At 71.5% G+C, this 14780-nt stretch carries 11 protein-coding genes, 1 tRNA gene and 1 pseudogene; 5 read left to right on the forward strand and 8 right to left on the reverse strand.

Going from position 1 to position 14780, the window contains the following annotated elements; translation table 11 throughout:
• Positions 1 to 145: 145 nt before the first annotated feature.
• Positions 146 to 3475, reverse strand: a pseudogene (locus tag D7X96_RS41660) (DEAD/DEAH box helicase); the annotation flags it as partial.
• Between the two features lie 125 nt (positions 3476 to 3600).
• The gene (locus tag D7X96_RS31040) at positions 3601 to 4143 is read right to left on the reverse strand and encodes a hypothetical protein (RefSeq protein WP_120551272.1); all 543 of its coding nucleotides are present in this window, start codon (positions 4141 to 4143) and stop codon (positions 3601 to 3603) included.
• Positions 4144 to 4292: 149 nt separating this feature from the next.
• Here D7X96_RS31040 and D7X96_RS31045 point away from each other — a divergent pair, with 149 nt between their 5' ends.
• Together D7X96_RS31045 and D7X96_RS31050 are read left to right on the forward strand one after the other, a co-directional pair.
• A complete protein-coding gene (locus D7X96_RS31045) occupies positions 4293 to 6341 on the forward strand; it encodes an eCIS core domain-containing protein (protein ID WP_121722970.1) in 2049 nt (682 codons plus the stop codon).
• Complete coding sequence (locus tag D7X96_RS31050) at positions 6338 to 7396, forward strand: DUF4304 domain-containing protein (protein WP_121771395.1); 1059 nt, start codon at positions 6338 to 6340, stop codon at positions 7394 to 7396. The genes D7X96_RS31045 and D7X96_RS31050 overlap by 4 nt, the downstream gene beginning before the upstream one ends.
• A 110-nt stretch (positions 7397 to 7506) precedes the next feature.
• Here D7X96_RS31050 and D7X96_RS31055 read toward each other — a convergent pair.
• A tRNA-Phe gene (locus D7X96_RS31055) sits at positions 7507 to 7579 on the reverse strand.
• Positions 7580 to 7669: 90 nt separating this feature from the next.
• Positions 7670 to 8473, reverse strand: coding sequence for a sigma-70 family RNA polymerase sigma factor (locus D7X96_RS31060; protein WP_121771396.1), 804 nt, complete (start codon positions 8471 to 8473; stop codon positions 7670 to 7672).
• Positions 8474 to 8597: 124 nt separating this feature from the next.
• Between D7X96_RS31060 and nhaR the strand changes: the two genes are divergently transcribed.
• On the forward strand, positions 8598 to 9497 hold the full coding sequence (nhaR, locus tag D7X96_RS31065) for a transcriptional activator NhaR (protein WP_121771397.1): 900 nt from the start codon (positions 8598 to 8600) through the stop codon (positions 9495 to 9497).
• Positions 9498 to 9500: 3 nt separating this feature from the next.
• On the opposite strand, the gene D7X96_RS31070 is transcribed toward nhaR, so the two are convergent.
• On the reverse strand, positions 9501 to 11096 hold the full coding sequence (locus tag D7X96_RS31070) for an amidohydrolase (protein WP_121771398.1): 1596 nt from the start codon (positions 11094 to 11096) through the stop codon (positions 9501 to 9503).
• 11 nt (positions 11097 to 11107) lie between these two features.
• Complete coding sequence (locus D7X96_RS31075) at positions 11108 to 11329, reverse strand: hypothetical protein (protein ID WP_120551279.1); 222 nt, start codon at positions 11327 to 11329, stop codon at positions 11108 to 11110.
• 250 nt (positions 11330 to 11579) lie between these two features.
• On the opposite strand from D7X96_RS31075, the gene D7X96_RS31080 reads away from it, so the two are divergent.
• Entirely contained in the window at positions 11580 to 12914 is a 1335-nt protein-coding gene (locus D7X96_RS31080) for an NfeD family protein (protein WP_244219787.1), read from the forward strand.
• Entirely contained in the window at positions 12911 to 13732 is an 822-nt protein-coding gene (locus D7X96_RS31085; protein WP_120551281.1) for a slipin family protein, read from the forward strand. Before D7X96_RS31080 ends, D7X96_RS31085 begins: the two co-directional genes overlap by 4 nt.
• Positions 13733 to 13792: 60 nt before the next feature.
• Here D7X96_RS31085 and D7X96_RS31090 read toward each other — a convergent pair whose 3' ends face one another.
• Both D7X96_RS31090 and D7X96_RS31095 read right to left on the reverse strand, forming a co-directional pair.
• Positions 13793 to 14308 (reverse strand): peptidylprolyl isomerase, encoded by a 516-nt coding sequence (locus D7X96_RS31090; protein WP_120551282.1) that lies wholly within the window; start codon positions 14306 to 14308, stop codon positions 13793 to 13795.
• Positions 14309 to 14404: 96 nt separating this feature from the next.
• Positions 14405 to 14780, reverse strand: a 376-nt coding sequence (locus D7X96_RS31095; RefSeq protein ID WP_370450197.1) for a DUF2721 domain-containing protein, incomplete at its 5' end; no start/stop codon positions are given.

The raw sequence follows: 14780 nt of genomic DNA on the forward strand, positions 1-14780 counted from the left end.
CGCGCCCCCCTTCCGCCAGCAGCTCGTCCACCCGCTCCAGCACGCGCTCCAGCTTGGAGGAGGACAACCCCGAGTCCGGATCCACCAGACGGGGATGACAGGCGGCCAATCGCAGACGCGTGAGCGCGGCCAGCATCTCGAAGCGCTGGGCCCCGTCAGGAGTTCCCTCGCCCAGCCGGGCCAGCGCCGCGAGCCGCACGTCGTCGTACAGGCGCTGCTCGGCTTCCGACAGGGTGACCGGCACCACCGTGTCCACACGCGGAGGCAGCTCGCGCGCCACCTGGTCCTTGGTGCGGCGCAGGAGGAAGGGACGCACCAGCCGGGCCAGGGACGCGCGCGCATCCGCGCTCCGGTCCCGCTCGATGGGGACGGCGAACCGCGCATGGAAGGACTCGCGCCCGCCCAGCAGGCCGGGGAAGAGCAGGTGGTAGAGGCTCCACAGCTCGGACAGCCGGTTCTCCACCGGCGTGCCGGTGAGCGCCACGCGGGCCCCGGCCTTCACGGTACGCAGTGCGCGGGCCCTGGCCGTGTCCGGGTTCTTCACCGCCTGCGCCTCGTCCACCACCAGCGTGGCGAACGTCACGTCCGCGAGCTTCGCGGCGTCCCGCGCCAGCAGGCCGTAGCTGATGATCAGCAGGTCCCTGGGCCCCAGCACGGACGGCAGGGACTGCCGGTCGGCGTCCTGCCAGACATGCACGCGCAGCGACGGCGCGAAGCGGGCGGTCTCGCGCACCCAGTTGCCGCGCAGGGACGTGGGCGCCACCACCAGCGCGGGGCCGTCCGCCGCGCGCGACAGCAGCAGGGCCAGCGCCTGGACCGTCTTGCCCAGGCCCATGTCGTCCGCGAGGCACGCGCCCGCGCCCCACGAGGCCAGCCGCGTGAGCCAGGTGAAGCCTTCGCGCTGGTAGTCGCGCAGCTCCGCCTTCAGGCTCCGGGGCACGCGCACGGAGCGCGCGTGGGCCGCGCGGATGCGCCTGGCCAGTTGAAGCCAGTCCGGGGGCGCCTGGACGCGCGCGCCCGCCTTCTCCAGCGTGTCCAGCACGGGCGCCGCCGCGGCGCTCACCTCCAGCCCCTTGCGCCCCGGGTGCGCCACGTCCGCGAGCGGGGTCAGTTGCTCACGCAGCGCCTCCGTCAGGCGCATCCAGCGCCCCTTGCCCAGCGGGACGTAGCGCTGGCGGCGGCGCACGGCCTCCAGCAGGACCGCCAGCTCCACGCGCGCGCCGTCCAGCTCCACGCCGCCCTTCGCGCCGAACCAGTCGTGCTCCCGCAGGACCTGGACCCGCACGTTCGAGGTCTCCGGGCGGGACACCGTCCACGGCTGCTCCGCCCACTCCACGCGCACCTCCGGGCCCGCGAGCGGCTCCAGCGCCTCCAGCAGCTGGAGCGCGTCCTCGGCGGTGTCGCGCGTGAATTGATACATGCCGGCTGGCAATGACAGACGTGCGAGGAGCGCGTCCGCCTCCGTGCGCTCCGCGTCCAGGTCGCGTTGGACCTTGACGCGCTCCTTGCCGCGCTGGCCCCGGACCACGGGAGCGCCTTCGCCCACGGGCTGGGGAGGAGCCTCCGGCAGGGGCCGCACGAGGAGCGAGACCTCCAGGGCGGAGTCCTCCACCGCGCGCAGCCGCACCAGCAGGCCCGGGCTGGCCTCCACGGGGCGGGGCTCCAGGGCTGGCGGCACCGTCACCGGGAAGGCCTCCTCCAGCGCGGAGAGGTGGCCCAGCAACGCGTCGCGCTGGTGGGCGGACACATAGGCGCCGTGACGCTCCAGGGATTCGAGCAGGGGCACCGCGCCGCGAGGAACGGACACCAACGTGATGCTCGGCCCGCCGGGCTCCACGAGCAGCCAGGGCTGGGAAGCGTGTGGACCCTCCGGAGGGGGCGTCATGGCCTCCGCGGCCACGGGACGTCCATCCACCGCCGGCCGCAGGCGCAGGGCCTGTCCCTCCTGCTCCAGGGCGAAGCCCAGCGGCGCTTCCCGCACCTGGACGGGGACGTCCGGAACGTCGGCGAGCCGGAGCCGGCGGCTGCGTGCGAGCGACCGCAGGGCCTGGAGCATCAGCGTGTACGGTGCGCCCGACGCGATGCCATTGCCCGGATACACGCCGTTCATGGCCATCCGCTGTTCCGTGTCGAGCAGGGACCAGGCCTGGCGTTCATCCGGATCCGTGAGCAGCCGGAGCGCCTTGTCGCGGTCGTACCAGGAGACGGCATGGCCCTGGGTCAGACCGCCCTTCTTCGAGGGGTGGTGCAGGTAGGGCCGGAGCCGCCACCCGCGCCGGGGCTCCGGCTCCAACCGGAAGGTGACGAAGTCTCCGGCCGCCGGAGCCTCCTCACGAACCGCCCGGCCCAGCAGGGACACTTCCAGCGCGGACAGGAGTTCGCGGCCCGGTGCCTCGAACAACAGCTCCGCCAGCCTCGCGGCGCGCGAGGCCCGCTTCGGCAGCGCCAGGAACACCAGCGCCGCGTCCACGGCGGTCAGGGCATGGACACAGGAAGCCTCGGCCGTCCTGGGGGAACACGGACAGGACACACCCGGACGGCCCTCCATCAGGGCGCGGGGATCGAGCTCGACATGACCTTCGTCCTCGCCCCCCACGGGAGGGTGCGTGGGGCGCCACGCCGCCAGTTCCGGCTCCTTCACGAGCAGCCGCAATGGCTGCTCCTGAAGCTGGACCGTGGGGGCCGGCGACAGCGACCGGGGCTCGGCCTGCTCGCGGATCCGCGCGCGGGCCCGGATCAGCGCCTCCCGCAGGGGAGCGAGGCGGTCGTCCGTGGGCGGCGGCAGGGGCTTCGCGGAGGCTTCATGGGCCCGTCCGCGCGACACGCGTTCCGCCTCGTCACGCACCCAGCGCCAGGCGGCCTCCGCGAGCACATCCTGCTGGCCGCCCTTCAAGCGCCGGAGCTTCGGGCCGCCCTCCAGGACATCCACCACCGTGGCCTTGCGCAGCAAGGGGAGCGCGCGCCGCGCGACGGCCCCCGTCACCCACGGCGCCAGCACGACCGCGGGCACGGTGCGAGCACGCTCCACGTGGTGCTCGACGAGCCACGCCTGGGTGGCGACGGGAAGGGAGGGCCGTGCGGAGTCTTTCTCGCGGCGTGGGGAGGCAGGCCGCCGGGGGAGCGCCGGGGGAGCGCGCCGCTGCTCATGAGGGGCGGCGGACCGGAGCCATGCGAGTCCGACCGCGATCGCATGCACGCAGACCCCTTCATTCCAGTACGCGTCGCATTCGCACGACAGCACCAGTTCGTCGGCAACGGGATCCACGCCGAGGGCCACGTTGAGCAGGGGCCCAAGGCCATCGGACACGGTCCCCCGGAGGCAATCCCGGGAAGGAGGCCACACCTGCACCGCCTCCCGGCCGAGGAACCGCCGGGCCCTCTTGAGCAGCTCCGGGCCCCCCAGCTCTTGGAGGTGCTCCCAGGTGAGCTCTTGCTGGAGAGAGGCGTTCGCGGACGAGGCAGGGTGGGAGGGCATCCAACGGAAAAGCTACCCATGGGGTAGCACTCCCGCGAGCCCGATTTCCGGGTCCCCCTCCATTTCGTGGAAGCACGCCGAGCGACCCGGCAAGCGCCTCCTGATGCGGGTCCTGGTCGCGGACGCTATGCGCCCAGCACCTGCCGGAGCACGGCCTGGAAGTAGTTCGTGCTGCCGATGTGGCCCGCGTGCAGCTTGGCGGACTGGTGGAGGCGCTGGGCGACGGCCTCGAACTCCGCCTGGCTGACGTCGCGCAGGGACAGGTACAGGCGGGCGGCGGCGCGCAGGTAGGAGAAGAGCGGGTTCTTGTGGTGGCCGTCGGGCCGGCGCGCGAGGTGCCGGTAGAGCTGGGAGAACTCCTGGTCCACCTCCGCGTGGCGGGTGTCGCGGCAGAAGCCGGCGGCGGTGGCCTCGATGAGGAAGAAGAACGGCTCGTATTCCGGGAAGGGGGGCCGGGTGAAGTCAGGGGGCTGCTTGTTCCCGGTCCACAGCGCGGAGATGGGCTGCAGGCGCACGTGGGCGGTGACGTCGCCAAAGCGCACGGGCACCTCGTCACCCACGGGCTTCACCTGGCCCTGTTCGTCCCGCTCCACGGGGATGAACAGGCGCATGGGGTCCTCCACCTTCACGCCCGCCTTCTCCAGCTCCGCCACCACGTTCGCGTCCATTGCGTTGATGAACCTCCGGGACACCGATCTACCGCGTCGCGCCCGGATGTGCACCCGGTGCGTCGGCCGGACGCGCGAGATTGAACCGCGCTCGGCAGGGGCCGTAGGCTGACCTCCGCCCAGTTGCATGCACGGGGGGAGCGGTCCACATGTCCTCGATGAGAACTCGAGCGGCGCCCCAGCCGAGCGCCGAGAAGCATGGCGCCAGCGTGGCGCGCAAGCCTGTCTCCGCGGCGACCGCGAACCACGACGCGGCGCCTCCGGAGCACCGGCCCCTGGCGGACGGCTTCTCGCCCGCGCCCATGCCGGCGCACGGCAGCGGGGCTTGCGACGCGCCTCCCACCTCTTCACGGGTGAGCTTCCGCTTCGAGGACATCCCCCTGCTGCCGCCCGGCGGGTGCACCCACTGCCCGCCGTCACTTCCGGTGCAGGCCCGCCTCTCAGTCAGCCGCGTGGACGACCCGCACGAGCGTCAGGCGGATGCCATGGCGGACTGGGTCCTCCTGCCGAAGGGGGCTCCGCCTCCGCTCGCGCGCAGCGTGTCCGCGCCCGCCATCTCCCGTCGCTGCTCGAAGTGCGAGGAGGAGGCAGCCATCCAGCGCAAGGCGCGGCAGGGCGCGGACACCCTCGCCGCCGGGCCCGATACGAGCGACGCCGGAGCGGCGCTGGCGCGGCAGCTGACCGACGCGCGCGGCGCGGGACAGCCCCTGCCGCGGCCCTTCAGGTCCGACATGGAGCGCGCGTTCGGCGAGGACTTCGGTCGCGTGCGGGTGCACACCGATGGCCGGGCGACCCACCTCAACCAGGCCCTTCAGGCCAAGGCCTTCACCCACGGCTCGGACATCTACTTCGAGCGCGGGCTGCCGGACCTGGACTCGGGAGCCGGCCGCCACCTGATGGCCCACGAGTTGTCGCACGTGGTGCAACAGTCCGGGAGCGCCCGCGCCACCACGGGCGGCCTCATCCAGCGCACCACGCACACGAGTTCCACGCCCACCAACTGCCACAACTGGCGCATCCCGCTGCCGCCGTGGATCGCCGGCAGCATCGCCCACGGGCAGATTGCCGCGCAGCTGCGCATCCCGCCCCAGTCCATCCCGCGCGCGACGAAGCTGCTCATGGGCATCCCCCATCCTCCCGCCATCACTCCGCACGGCTTCGCGGACCTATGGAGGGTGGACGGCGTGGCGCGCATCGCGGAGATCAAGTCCACGCAGACCGGAGACGCGGTGGCGCACAACGAGGCGCGGCACTACGCCCAGCGCCATGATGAGTGGCTGACCCGAGCGCCGCACACCGACGTCGCCGACCTGAACTACTTCACCGGCCCCATGGGAGCCCGGCTCCTCGCGGGCGGGTTGCTGGACCTGTCCTCCACGACGGGCACCGACATGAACCTGGGACCCTTCTGGGGGGACCCGCTGAAGGAGCTGCACATCGAAGCGGACGCGCTCGGCGCGATCGTCTACTGGTGCACCGGGTCGGGGCTGCCCGCGAGCCCGGCCTGGTACCCCCTCTTCCGGCGCCTGGTGAACGAGCTGAAGGATCTGCTCCGGCAGGGGCGCCGGGCGCTGGAGTCCGTGCTGGAGGGCATCATCGAGGGGGGCCGCGCTGTCGCCCGGTGGGTGCAGGACCTGGTCGGCTCCATCGTCGATTGGGGGCTGGAGCACAGCCGGGTGCTCGCCTTCTCCGCGCTCATCCTGTTGATGCTGTTGGCCATCGTGGCGCTCATCGTGTCACTGCTGGGGGAGGCCCCATCGGGAGGCACGTCCACGGTGGGCGTAGTGGGCTCGGTGGTGGCGCTGGCCTCCGCCGCCTCGGGACTCCTCGTCCTGCTGGGCATCGGCTCGCCCAACCTGCCCACGGCGAGCGCGAACCTGGCCAGGGCCCTGACACCCGAGCAGCAGGCGCCCGCGACCGGCGCGGACTATGAGCGCACCGCGGGCACCTCGGTGGCGCCGGCCTCCGCGACCGCCGCGTCCGCGCTCATCCAGGATCCGACGCAGGCCTTCTTCGCCGCCCTCAACCCGCTGAGAGACCCGATGACCGTCCTGAGCACGGTGACGCAGCGCCTGACGTCCGTGCCCACGGGCGGCGTCGACCAGTTGCGCCAGGGGGCCGCGCTGCTCGAGAGCTCGGGGGACTCAGCCACGGCGCGGTACATCCGCGACCACATGGCCCAGAACAATCTCGTATGAGCCAGACGCCTTCCCACGACGTCCATTCGGTGCTCGCGCTGCTGCGCTTCGGCGAGCTGCGCGGCCTGCACTCCCTCGGCGAGGATCGCGTCCTCTGCGTGCTCCACCCGGAGGTGGCCGCGCACGTCCTCCGGGGCAGCAAGAGCCTCTCTGTCGTCCTCCAGCGTTGCCAACGCCTCGTCTTCGCGCCGTGGGCACCGGAGTCGCCGCCCATCGAGGACCTGGAGCGCCTGGCGGCGCTCCGCCTGCAACTGCTCGGCATGGGCCTGGGGCCGGGAACGCCGCCGTCCACCTTCGTGCGCGTCCAGGACCGGAAGGCGGCGCCGCTCCTCCAGGGCGGGCGGCTCTTCCTCGAAGCGGCGGGCTGCCGGCTGGAAGATGAAGCCGGTGGGGCGGTGTCGCTCGACGTGCTGAGGCACGCCGCGGCCGAGGCCACCGCCGAGACGCTGCGCACGCAGTCGGTGGGTGGCTACAAGAAGGCGATGGAGGCCGTGCTCGACCGGGAGGTGGAGCCGCTGCTGGTGAGCCGGGGCTTCCAGGTACACGGCCGGACGTACACGAAGGCCGAGCCGGCGCTGGGCAAGCTCCTCAAGATCGAGGTGTCGCGGTGGAGCACCGCTCACTCGCTGAGCTTCGCGCTCCAGTTGGGCCTCTTCGTCGGCGAGTTGGCCGGCGAGAAGAAGCTCACGGAGAAGGTGCTGGTGACGAAGGCCTTCGGCGCCTACGTCGTGAACGTGGGCGCGCTCTGGGGCGACCCTCAGGCCCAGTACGTCCTCTCCGGAGCCGTGGATCCGCTCGAACTGGGCGAGCGCCTGAGGTCCGACCTGCTCCAGCGCGTCCTGCCCTTCTTCGAGCGATTCCACACGGCGGACGACGTGATTGCGTTCCTCGAGGCCGAGAACCAGCGGATCGGCACCCGGGACCGCTCGCTCGCCATCGCCATGGTGCTGGCGCGGCTTGGCCGCAAGGAGGAGAGCAGGGCGTACTTCGCGCAGAGCGAGGGGGACGCGGAGGCCATCCGCCGCGTGGCGCGCTCCTACGGCATCGAGCTGTGAGGGTGTGACCTCGCGCTCGCGGCGGCCACCTCAAGAGGGGCAGGAGCACCGGGCAAAGAGAAAGGGCGCCGGACCGGAGTCCGACGCCCTTCAGATTCTTCTGACTGGTGTGCCCAAGGGCGGAATCGAACCACCGACACGGGGATTTTCAGTCCCCTGCTCTACCGACTGAGCTACTTGGGCGTACCGCGCACCGCGAGCGGCAGCGCCGATTTACGTTTGCTGGCTCGCGCCGTCAACCTCTTTCCGCCAGGCCTCCTCCTCGCCCGACACTCAGGCCGCCAGCCGGGGCGCTTCGCCGTCCCAGGCCGTGCATCCCGCCGTCAGCCGCTGGCGCAGCTTCTGGCGCAGCCCCTGCTCGATCTGCCGGATGCGCACCGCCGTCACCCCGAAGCGCTTCGCCAGGAACTCCGCGCTCACCCCGTCCTCCACCAGCATCCGCTCCTTCACCAGCGCCCGCTCCCGCGCGTCCAGCTCCGGCCAGGCCTCCTCCACGCTCTGGTGCAGCTTCTCGGCCCAGGCCCCCCGGTCCGCCAGCTCCTCCACCGAGTCCTCGTCCGACTCCAGCATGTCCAGGCGCGTCACGTCCCCCTCCAGCCCCAGGGGCGCGTTCAGGGACACGTCCTTCGCCAGCGCGTCCGTCCCCCGCACCACGTCCTCCTCCTTCTTGCCCAGCGCCTCGGCCAGCCGCTTCGTCACTTCCGGGTGGCCCTCGCCCCAGCGGGCCTCCAGCCGCGCACGCTCGCGGCGGAGCTGGAAGACGATCCACGGCGCGCGGCCCCCCGCCACACTCCAGGTGCGGGACACGTACGCCCGGATGCGCGCGCGGATCCACTGCTGCGCGTAGGCGCCGAACGGCACTCCCCGCTCCTCGAACCGGCGCGCCGCCTCCACCAGGCCGACGTTGCCCTCCGCCATCAGCTCCTCCAACGACAGGCCCGTCCAGCGGTACTTCCAGGCCAGCCGGCGGACCAGCTCCAGGTGCCCCCGCACCCGCATCTCCACTTCCGCCGAGTCCACCTCGGTCTCCACACCCTCCACCGTCGTGGACTCGAACTCCTCGCAGATGGCTTCCATGACGCGTACCTCCCCAATCAGTCCCCCGTGCACCCATCGCGCGGTGACGGACGAAGAAATAAGCGGGGGCGACTCTTAAAAAAATGAGCTAGTTTGGATGAAACCCTTCGGTTATTCCTAAGTCATGGCCTGGCTCAACTACCACCATCTCCTGTATTTCTGGACGGTTGCGCGGGCAGGCAGCATCGCCAAGGCGAGTGAAGAGCTGCACCTCGCCCAACCGACCATCAGCGCGCAGATCAAGCTGCTGGAGGAGTCGCTGGGCCACCAGCTCTTCGAGCGCAAGGGCCGCAAGCTCGTCCTCTCCGACGTGGGCCGCACCGTGATGCGCTACGCGGATGAGATCTTCCGCCTGGGCAACGAGCTGAAGAACGTCGTCTCCGGCCTGCCCACCGGCCAGCAGCTGCGCCTCAACGTGGGCGTGCTCGACGTCATCCCCAAGCTCGTGGCCGAGCAGCTGCTCAAGCCCGCGCTGGAGGCCGGCCCCTCGCTGCGCATCATCTGCCGCGAGAGCCCCCTGCCCCAGCTGCTCGCACAGCTGGCGCTGCATGAGCTGGACGTGGTGCTCGCGGACGCGCCCGGCTCCGAGCCCGTCAGCGTCCGGTCCTTCAACCACCTGCTGGGCAAGTGCGGCGTGACGTTCTTCGCCGCCCAGCCGCTCGCGCACCTGCGCAAGGACTTCCCGCGCTCGCTGGATGGCGCGCCCATGCTGCTGCCGTCGGAGGAGTCCTCGGTGCGCCGCTCGCTGGACCTGTGGTTCGAGCGGCTGGGCATCCGGCCCCTCGTCGCCGGTGACTTCGACGACAGCGCGCTGCTCCAGGCCTTCGGACAGAAGGGGCACGGCATCTTCGCCATGCCCTCCATCATCGACGCCGAGGTGCAGCGGCAGTTCAACGTCACCGCCATCGGGCACACCGACGAAATCGAGCAGTGCTTCTACGCCATCACCGTGGAGCGCCGCCTGCGCCACCCCGCCGTCGTCGCCATCGCCGAGGCCGCGCGCTCGCACATCTTCGGCGGCTGAGACTCACGCCGCCCGGAACACCTCCGCGCCCGCCACCACCGTGGCCAGCACGCGCGCGTCCACCAGCGCGGCCGCGGGCCCCTCCAGCGGGTCCTCCGACAGCGCGACGAAGTCCGCGTCCAGGCCGGCCTTCAGCCTTCCGCGCCGCGCCTCCTCGAAGGACGCCCACGCGGGCCCCACCGTGAAGCCCTCCAGCGCCTCCTGGGCGCTCAGGCGCTCCTCGGGATACCAGCCACCCTCCGGCCAGCCCTTCGCGTCCTGCCGCGTGCGCGCCGCGTAGAGCCCCGCGAGCACGTCCGGGTTCTCGATGGGGAAGTCACTGCCCAGCGCCAGGTGCGCGCCCGCGTCCTTCAACGTGCGCCAGGCGTAGGCCCCGCGCAGCCGCTCGCGCCCCAGCCGCGTGTGGGCCCAGGGCATGTCGCTGGTGGCGTGCGTGGGCTGCACGCTGGCCACCAGCCCCGCCGCGCCCAGCCTGCGGATGTCCTCCAGCCTCAGGATCTGCGCGTGCTCCACGCGGTGACGCAGGGCCTGCGTGCCCGTCCGCTCCGCGCCTCGCAGCAGCACGTCCACGACCAATGTATTGGCACGGTCTCCAATGGCATGGATGCACACCTGGAAGCCCCGGGCCATGAAGGCCTGCGCGCGGGCTTCGAGCTCTTCGGGCGCGAGCAGCAGCAGGCCTCGCTGGCCGGGCTCGTCGCTGTAGTCCTCGTGCAGCGCCGCGCCCCGGCTTCCCAGGGCGCCGTCCGCCAGGAACTTCACCGAGCGCATCGCCAGGTGGCGCCCCTGCCACGGCCCCTGCTCCAGGTAGGCGTGACGCTGTTCACCCTGCCCCGCCGCCATCGCGTAGACGCGCAGCGGCAGCGTCCCCGCCGCGTCCCAGGCCTGCAGCGTGCGGAAGGCCTGCAGGTCCATGCCCGCGTCGTGCACGCCCGTGAGGCCGACCTGCGCGCACCGCTCCAGCGCGGCTCGCAGCCGGGTCTCCAGCTGCTCCTTCGTGGGCGCGGGGATGGCGGCCTCCACCACGTCCATCGCGTTGTCCACGAGGACGCCGGTGGGCTCGCCGCTCGCGTCCTTGAGGATGCGGCCTCCTGTCGGATCCGGCGTGTCGCGGGTGATGCCCGCGCGGCGCAGCGCTTCACCATTGACCCAGGCCGCGTGGTGATCCACGCGCATGAGGAACACCGGCGTCGTGGGGAAGCGCGCATCCAGCTCCGCGCGGCCGGGGAACGCGGCGCCGGGCCACTCGTTCTGATCCCATCCCTTGCCGAGCAACCAGTCCCCCTGGAAGCTCGACGCGGACGCCTTCGCCAGACGCTGGACCACGTCCTCCACCGAGGGCGCCTTCTCCAGGCGCACCGTGGTCAGGCTCTTCCCCAGGCCGTGAAGGTGCGCGTGCGCGTCCACCAGGCCGGGCACCACCGTGGCCCGGCCCAGGTCCACTTCGCGCGCGCTGGGCCCCGCGGCGGCACGCACCTCCGCGAGCGTCCCCACCGCGAGCACCCGCCCGTCACGCACCGCCAATGCTTCCGCGCGCGGACGCTCCGCATCGAGCGTCCACACGCGCTCCGCCTTGTAGACCTTGGTCTCTGCCGTCATGGGGCGGAAGACTATCCGCCGCCCTGGGGGGTGCCGCCATCCACGTCCGGCGCATTGACGGGACCCGCGGGGCCCGCCGGTTCGTTGGGCACGTTCTGGATTTCTTCGCGGACCGTGTCCGGTCCCTGGATGGGCATCTGGTCCTCCGTCCCCGCGGGCTGGGTGGTCTTGCAAGCCACCGCTCCAGCAGCGGACAGGCCCAGAGCAGCGATGAGCAGCACGGCACGGCGCATGAAACCTCCTGGGAGAAGATCGAGAGGCTGACCCTAGGGAGGTGCGTCCTCCTCCAGCAACGCGCATCCCTTGCAACGTCCAGGAATGGATGCACAAGCGAGGCGCCGGTCCCCTCCTGCCCGCATGCCCTCCAGGCCCCCGGCTTCGATTTCCGGTCATCCGAAGGTCCAATGCACATCGTTGTCCGAGTGCGTGTGCGCGCGAGGAGCGCGCGCACCGGGGGCGGCCATGCGGAAGCACGTCGACAGGATGAGCTGGCTCCGTCACGTCCTCTGGGGCTGGCTCCTGGCCTTCGTCTTCGTGGGCTTCGTCGCTCCGGCGGCGCCTGCTTCACCGTCCTTCGTCGCGCGGTGCGAGCTGGAGGGCGTGGTGGATGCCGGCTCGGGCGCGTACCTCGCGGACTGCGTGAAGCGCGCGGAGGACGGTGGGGCCTCGGCGTTGCTCGTGCGGCTGGACACGCCGGGCGGTTCGCTGGAGGCCACCCGCACCGTGGTGCGTGCGTTCCTGGGCTCGCGCGTTCCCGTGCTCGTGTGGGTGGGGCCTTCCGGCGCGCATGCCGGCAGCGCGGGCGTTTTCATCGCGCTCGCCTCCAACGTGAGCGCCATGGCGCCGGGGACGAACATCGGCGCGGCGCACCCCGTGGGCGCAGGGGGCGAGGACGTGGAGCAGGTCGGCGGTGAACAGCTCGCCAAGAAGGTGGAGAACGACACGGTCGCCTTCGCGGAGGGCATCGCCCGGCAACGGGGCCGCAACCCCGAGTGGGCCGCGGCCGCCGTGCGCGACAGCGCCAGCGTTCCCGCGGACCGCGCCGTGGCGCTTCGCGTGGTGGAGCTCGTCTCACCGACTGAAGCCGCGTTCCTCGCTTCCGTCGATGGGCGCCGCGTGGAGGTCGCGGGCGGTGACAGCGTGACGCTGGCCACCCGCGATGCCCGCGTGGTGTCCCTGGAGCCGGGGCTGTCCCAGCAGGTGGTGCATGCGCTCGCGCAGCCGACGCTCGTCTACCTGCTGTTCCTCGTGGCGGCGCTGGGCCTGGTGGTGGAGCTGTCCCATCCGGGCGCGGTGGCGCCGGGGCTCATTGGCTGCGTCGCGCTGGTGCTGGCGTTGATGGCGTCCGCGACGCTGCCGGTGCGCTCGGGGGCGCTGGTATTGATGCTGGTGGGGGTGGGGCTGATCATCGCGGAGCTGTTCGTCACCAGCGGCCTGCTGGGCGCGGCGGGCGTGGGGCTGTTGATACTGGGGGGCGTGTTCCTGGTGGACCGCTTCGAGCCGGGCTGGTTCGTGGAGCCGTCCTTCCGCCTGTCGTGGAGCGTGATGCTGCCCACGGCGCTCGTGTTCGCGGGGGCCATGGCCTTCGTCGTGTACCGCAGCGCCCAGACGCGCAGGCTGCCGCAGCGGGGCGGCGACGCGGGGCTCGTCGGCGAGGCGGGCACCGCGCTGGGCCCCGTCACGCCTTCGGGCGGCGAGGTGTTCGTCCACGGCGAGCGCTGGCGCGCCGTCTCCTTCACTCCCATCCATGAGGGCGCCCGGGTCGTCGTGCGCGCCGTGGAGGGGCTCACCCTCACCGTCGCGGAGTCCATGCCATGACCGTGCTGTTCGGAGCGCTGGGGTGGCTCATCCCCCTGGCCGTGCTGTTCGTCCTCTTCATCTCCGGCGTGCGCATCGTCACCGAGTACCAGAACGGCGTCGTGTTCCGGCTGGGCCGCTACGTGGGCCTCAAGCGCGCGGGCTTCCGCTGGCTCATCCCCTTCATTGAACGGATGGTCATCATCGACCTGCGCACCGTGGCGCGCGACGTGCCCCCGCAGGACGTCATCACCAAGGACAACGTCAGCGTGAAGGTCAACGCCGTCGTCTACTTCCGCGTCATCCAGGCGGACAAGGCCGTGCTCCAGGTGGAGGACTACCTCTACGCCACCAGCCAGATTGCCCAGACGACCCTGCGCGCCATCCTGGGGCAGGTGGAGCTGGACGACCTGCTGTCCCAGCGCGAGCGCATCAATCATGAATTGCAGCAGGTGCTCGACGCGCGCACCGACCCGTGGGGCGTGAAGGTCTCCAACGTGGAGGTGAAGCACATCGACCTGCCTCTGGAGATGCAGCGGGCCATCGCCCGGCAGGCAGAAGCCGAACGCGAGCGCCGCGCGAAGATCATCGCCGCGGAGGGCGAACACCAGGCCGCGGAGAAGCTCTCGATGGCCGCGGACGTGCTCAGCCGCAACCCCGCCACGCTCCAGCTGCGCTACCTGCAAACGCTGGTGGAGATCACCGGCGGCGGCAACCACACCATCCTGCCCATCCCCCTGGAGATATTGCGCGCGTTCGGCGCGATGCCCGCGCGGACTTCACGGCCGGAGGATGCTCGCGAGGAGGAGGACGAGGACGCGTCCCACGGACTGTCCTGAAACAACGAAGGCCCACCCGCGCACGGATGGGCCTTCAGGGTGAGACGGGACGTGAGCGGATTACAGCTGGCCGCTGTCCTCGATCTTCACGGGCTGGCGCGTGGCGCCGGACTGGCTGCCCACGGATTCAATCTTCTGCACCACGTCCATGCCCTCGACGACCTTGCCGAAGACGACGTGCTTGCCGTCCAGCCACGAGGTGGTGGCGGTGGTGAGGAAGAACTGCGAGCCGTTGCTGTTCGGGCCCGCGTTGGCCATGGAGAGGATGCCCGGGCCGGTGTGCTTGTGCTTGAAGTTCTCGTCCGCGAACTTCTCGCCGTAGATGGACTCGCCGCCGTAGCCATTGCCGAGCGTGATGTCGCCGCCCTGGCACATGAACTGCGGGATGACGCGGTGGAAGGGCGTGCCCTTGAAGTGCAGCGGCTTGCCGCTCTTGCCCATGCCCTTCTCACCCGTGCACAGGGCGCGGAAGTTCTCGGCGGTCTTGGGAACGTCGTCGGAGAACAGCTCCATCACGATGCGGCCGGCGGGCTGGCCACCAATCGACATGTCGAAGAAGACCTTGGCGTTTGCCATGTTCACGTGCTCCACGGTGAGGGTTGGGCGGGACGTACCAGACCCGCGCGTCTCGGAGGCACCGGCTAGCACCTTCGCGTGCGCTGCGGAACAAATTCAGGGGGGCGGTGGGCCGCCTGGCCGCCCGTCGCGGAACAGCTCCGCGCCCTCCAGTGTGATGGCGCGGCGGCTCAGGCGCAGCGCCGCGTAGGTGGAGCCAATGGCCCGCGCGAGGATGGCGTGGCGGCGGTCCATGATGGCCACCTCCTCGCGCAGGAGCGAGCGGCGCGCGTGACCCTCCGGCAGCGTGCGCCATTCCCGGACCATGTCCCGCATGCGCGCGGTGATGCGCGAAATCTGATTGTCCAGGCCGGTGGCCAGGATGCCGCAGCCGGCCACCATCACCGCGGGCGTCACCGCCGTTCCAATGAGCTGGATGGAGGAGGGGTCCAGGCCGTCCACGCCGACGTTCATGCCCCCTTCCGTCCCACCC

Source organism: Corallococcus interemptor (genome assembly GCF_003668875.1).
Taxonomy (GTDB): Bacteria; Myxococcota; Myxococcia; order Myxococcales; family Myxococcaceae; genus Corallococcus; species Corallococcus interemptor.

Bases quoted from the DNA above. Each gene is read 5' to 3' on its own strand.
- D7X96_RS31040 (WP_120551272.1), bottom strand. From the start codon at position 4,143: ATGGACGCGAACGTGGTGGCGGAGCTGGAGAAGGCGGGCGTGAAGGTG.
- D7X96_RS31045 (WP_121722970.1), top strand. From the start codon at position 4,293: ATGTCCTCGATGAGAACTCGAGCGGCGCCCCAGCCGAGCGCCGAGAAG.
- D7X96_RS31050 (WP_121771395.1), top strand. From the start codon at position 6,338: ATGAGCCAGACGCCTTCCCACGACGTCCATTCGGTGCTCGCGCTGCTG.
- D7X96_RS31060 (WP_121771396.1), bottom strand. From the start codon at position 8,473: ATGGAAGCCATCTGCGAGGAGTTCGAGTCCACGACGGTGGAGGGTGTG.
- nhaR (WP_121771397.1), top strand. From the start codon at position 8,598: ATGGCCTGGCTCAACTACCACCATCTCCTGTATTTCTGGACGGTTGCG.
- D7X96_RS31070 (WP_121771398.1), bottom strand. From the start codon at position 11,096: ATGACGGCAGAGACCAAGGTCTACAAGGCGGAGCGCGTGTGGACGCTC.
- D7X96_RS31075 (WP_120551279.1), bottom strand. From the start codon at position 11,329: ATGCGCCGTGCCGTGCTGCTCATCGCTGCTCTGGGCCTGTCCGCTGCT.
- D7X96_RS31080 (WP_244219787.1), top strand. From the start codon at position 11,580: ATGAGCTGGCTCCGTCACGTCCTCTGGGGCTGGCTCCTGGCCTTCGTC.
- D7X96_RS31085 (WP_120551281.1), top strand. From the start codon at position 12,911: ATGACCGTGCTGTTCGGAGCGCTGGGGTGGCTCATCCCCCTGGCCGTG.
- D7X96_RS31090 (WP_120551282.1), bottom strand. From the start codon at position 14,308: ATGGCAAACGCCAAGGTCTTCTTCGACATGTCGATTGGTGGCCAGCCC.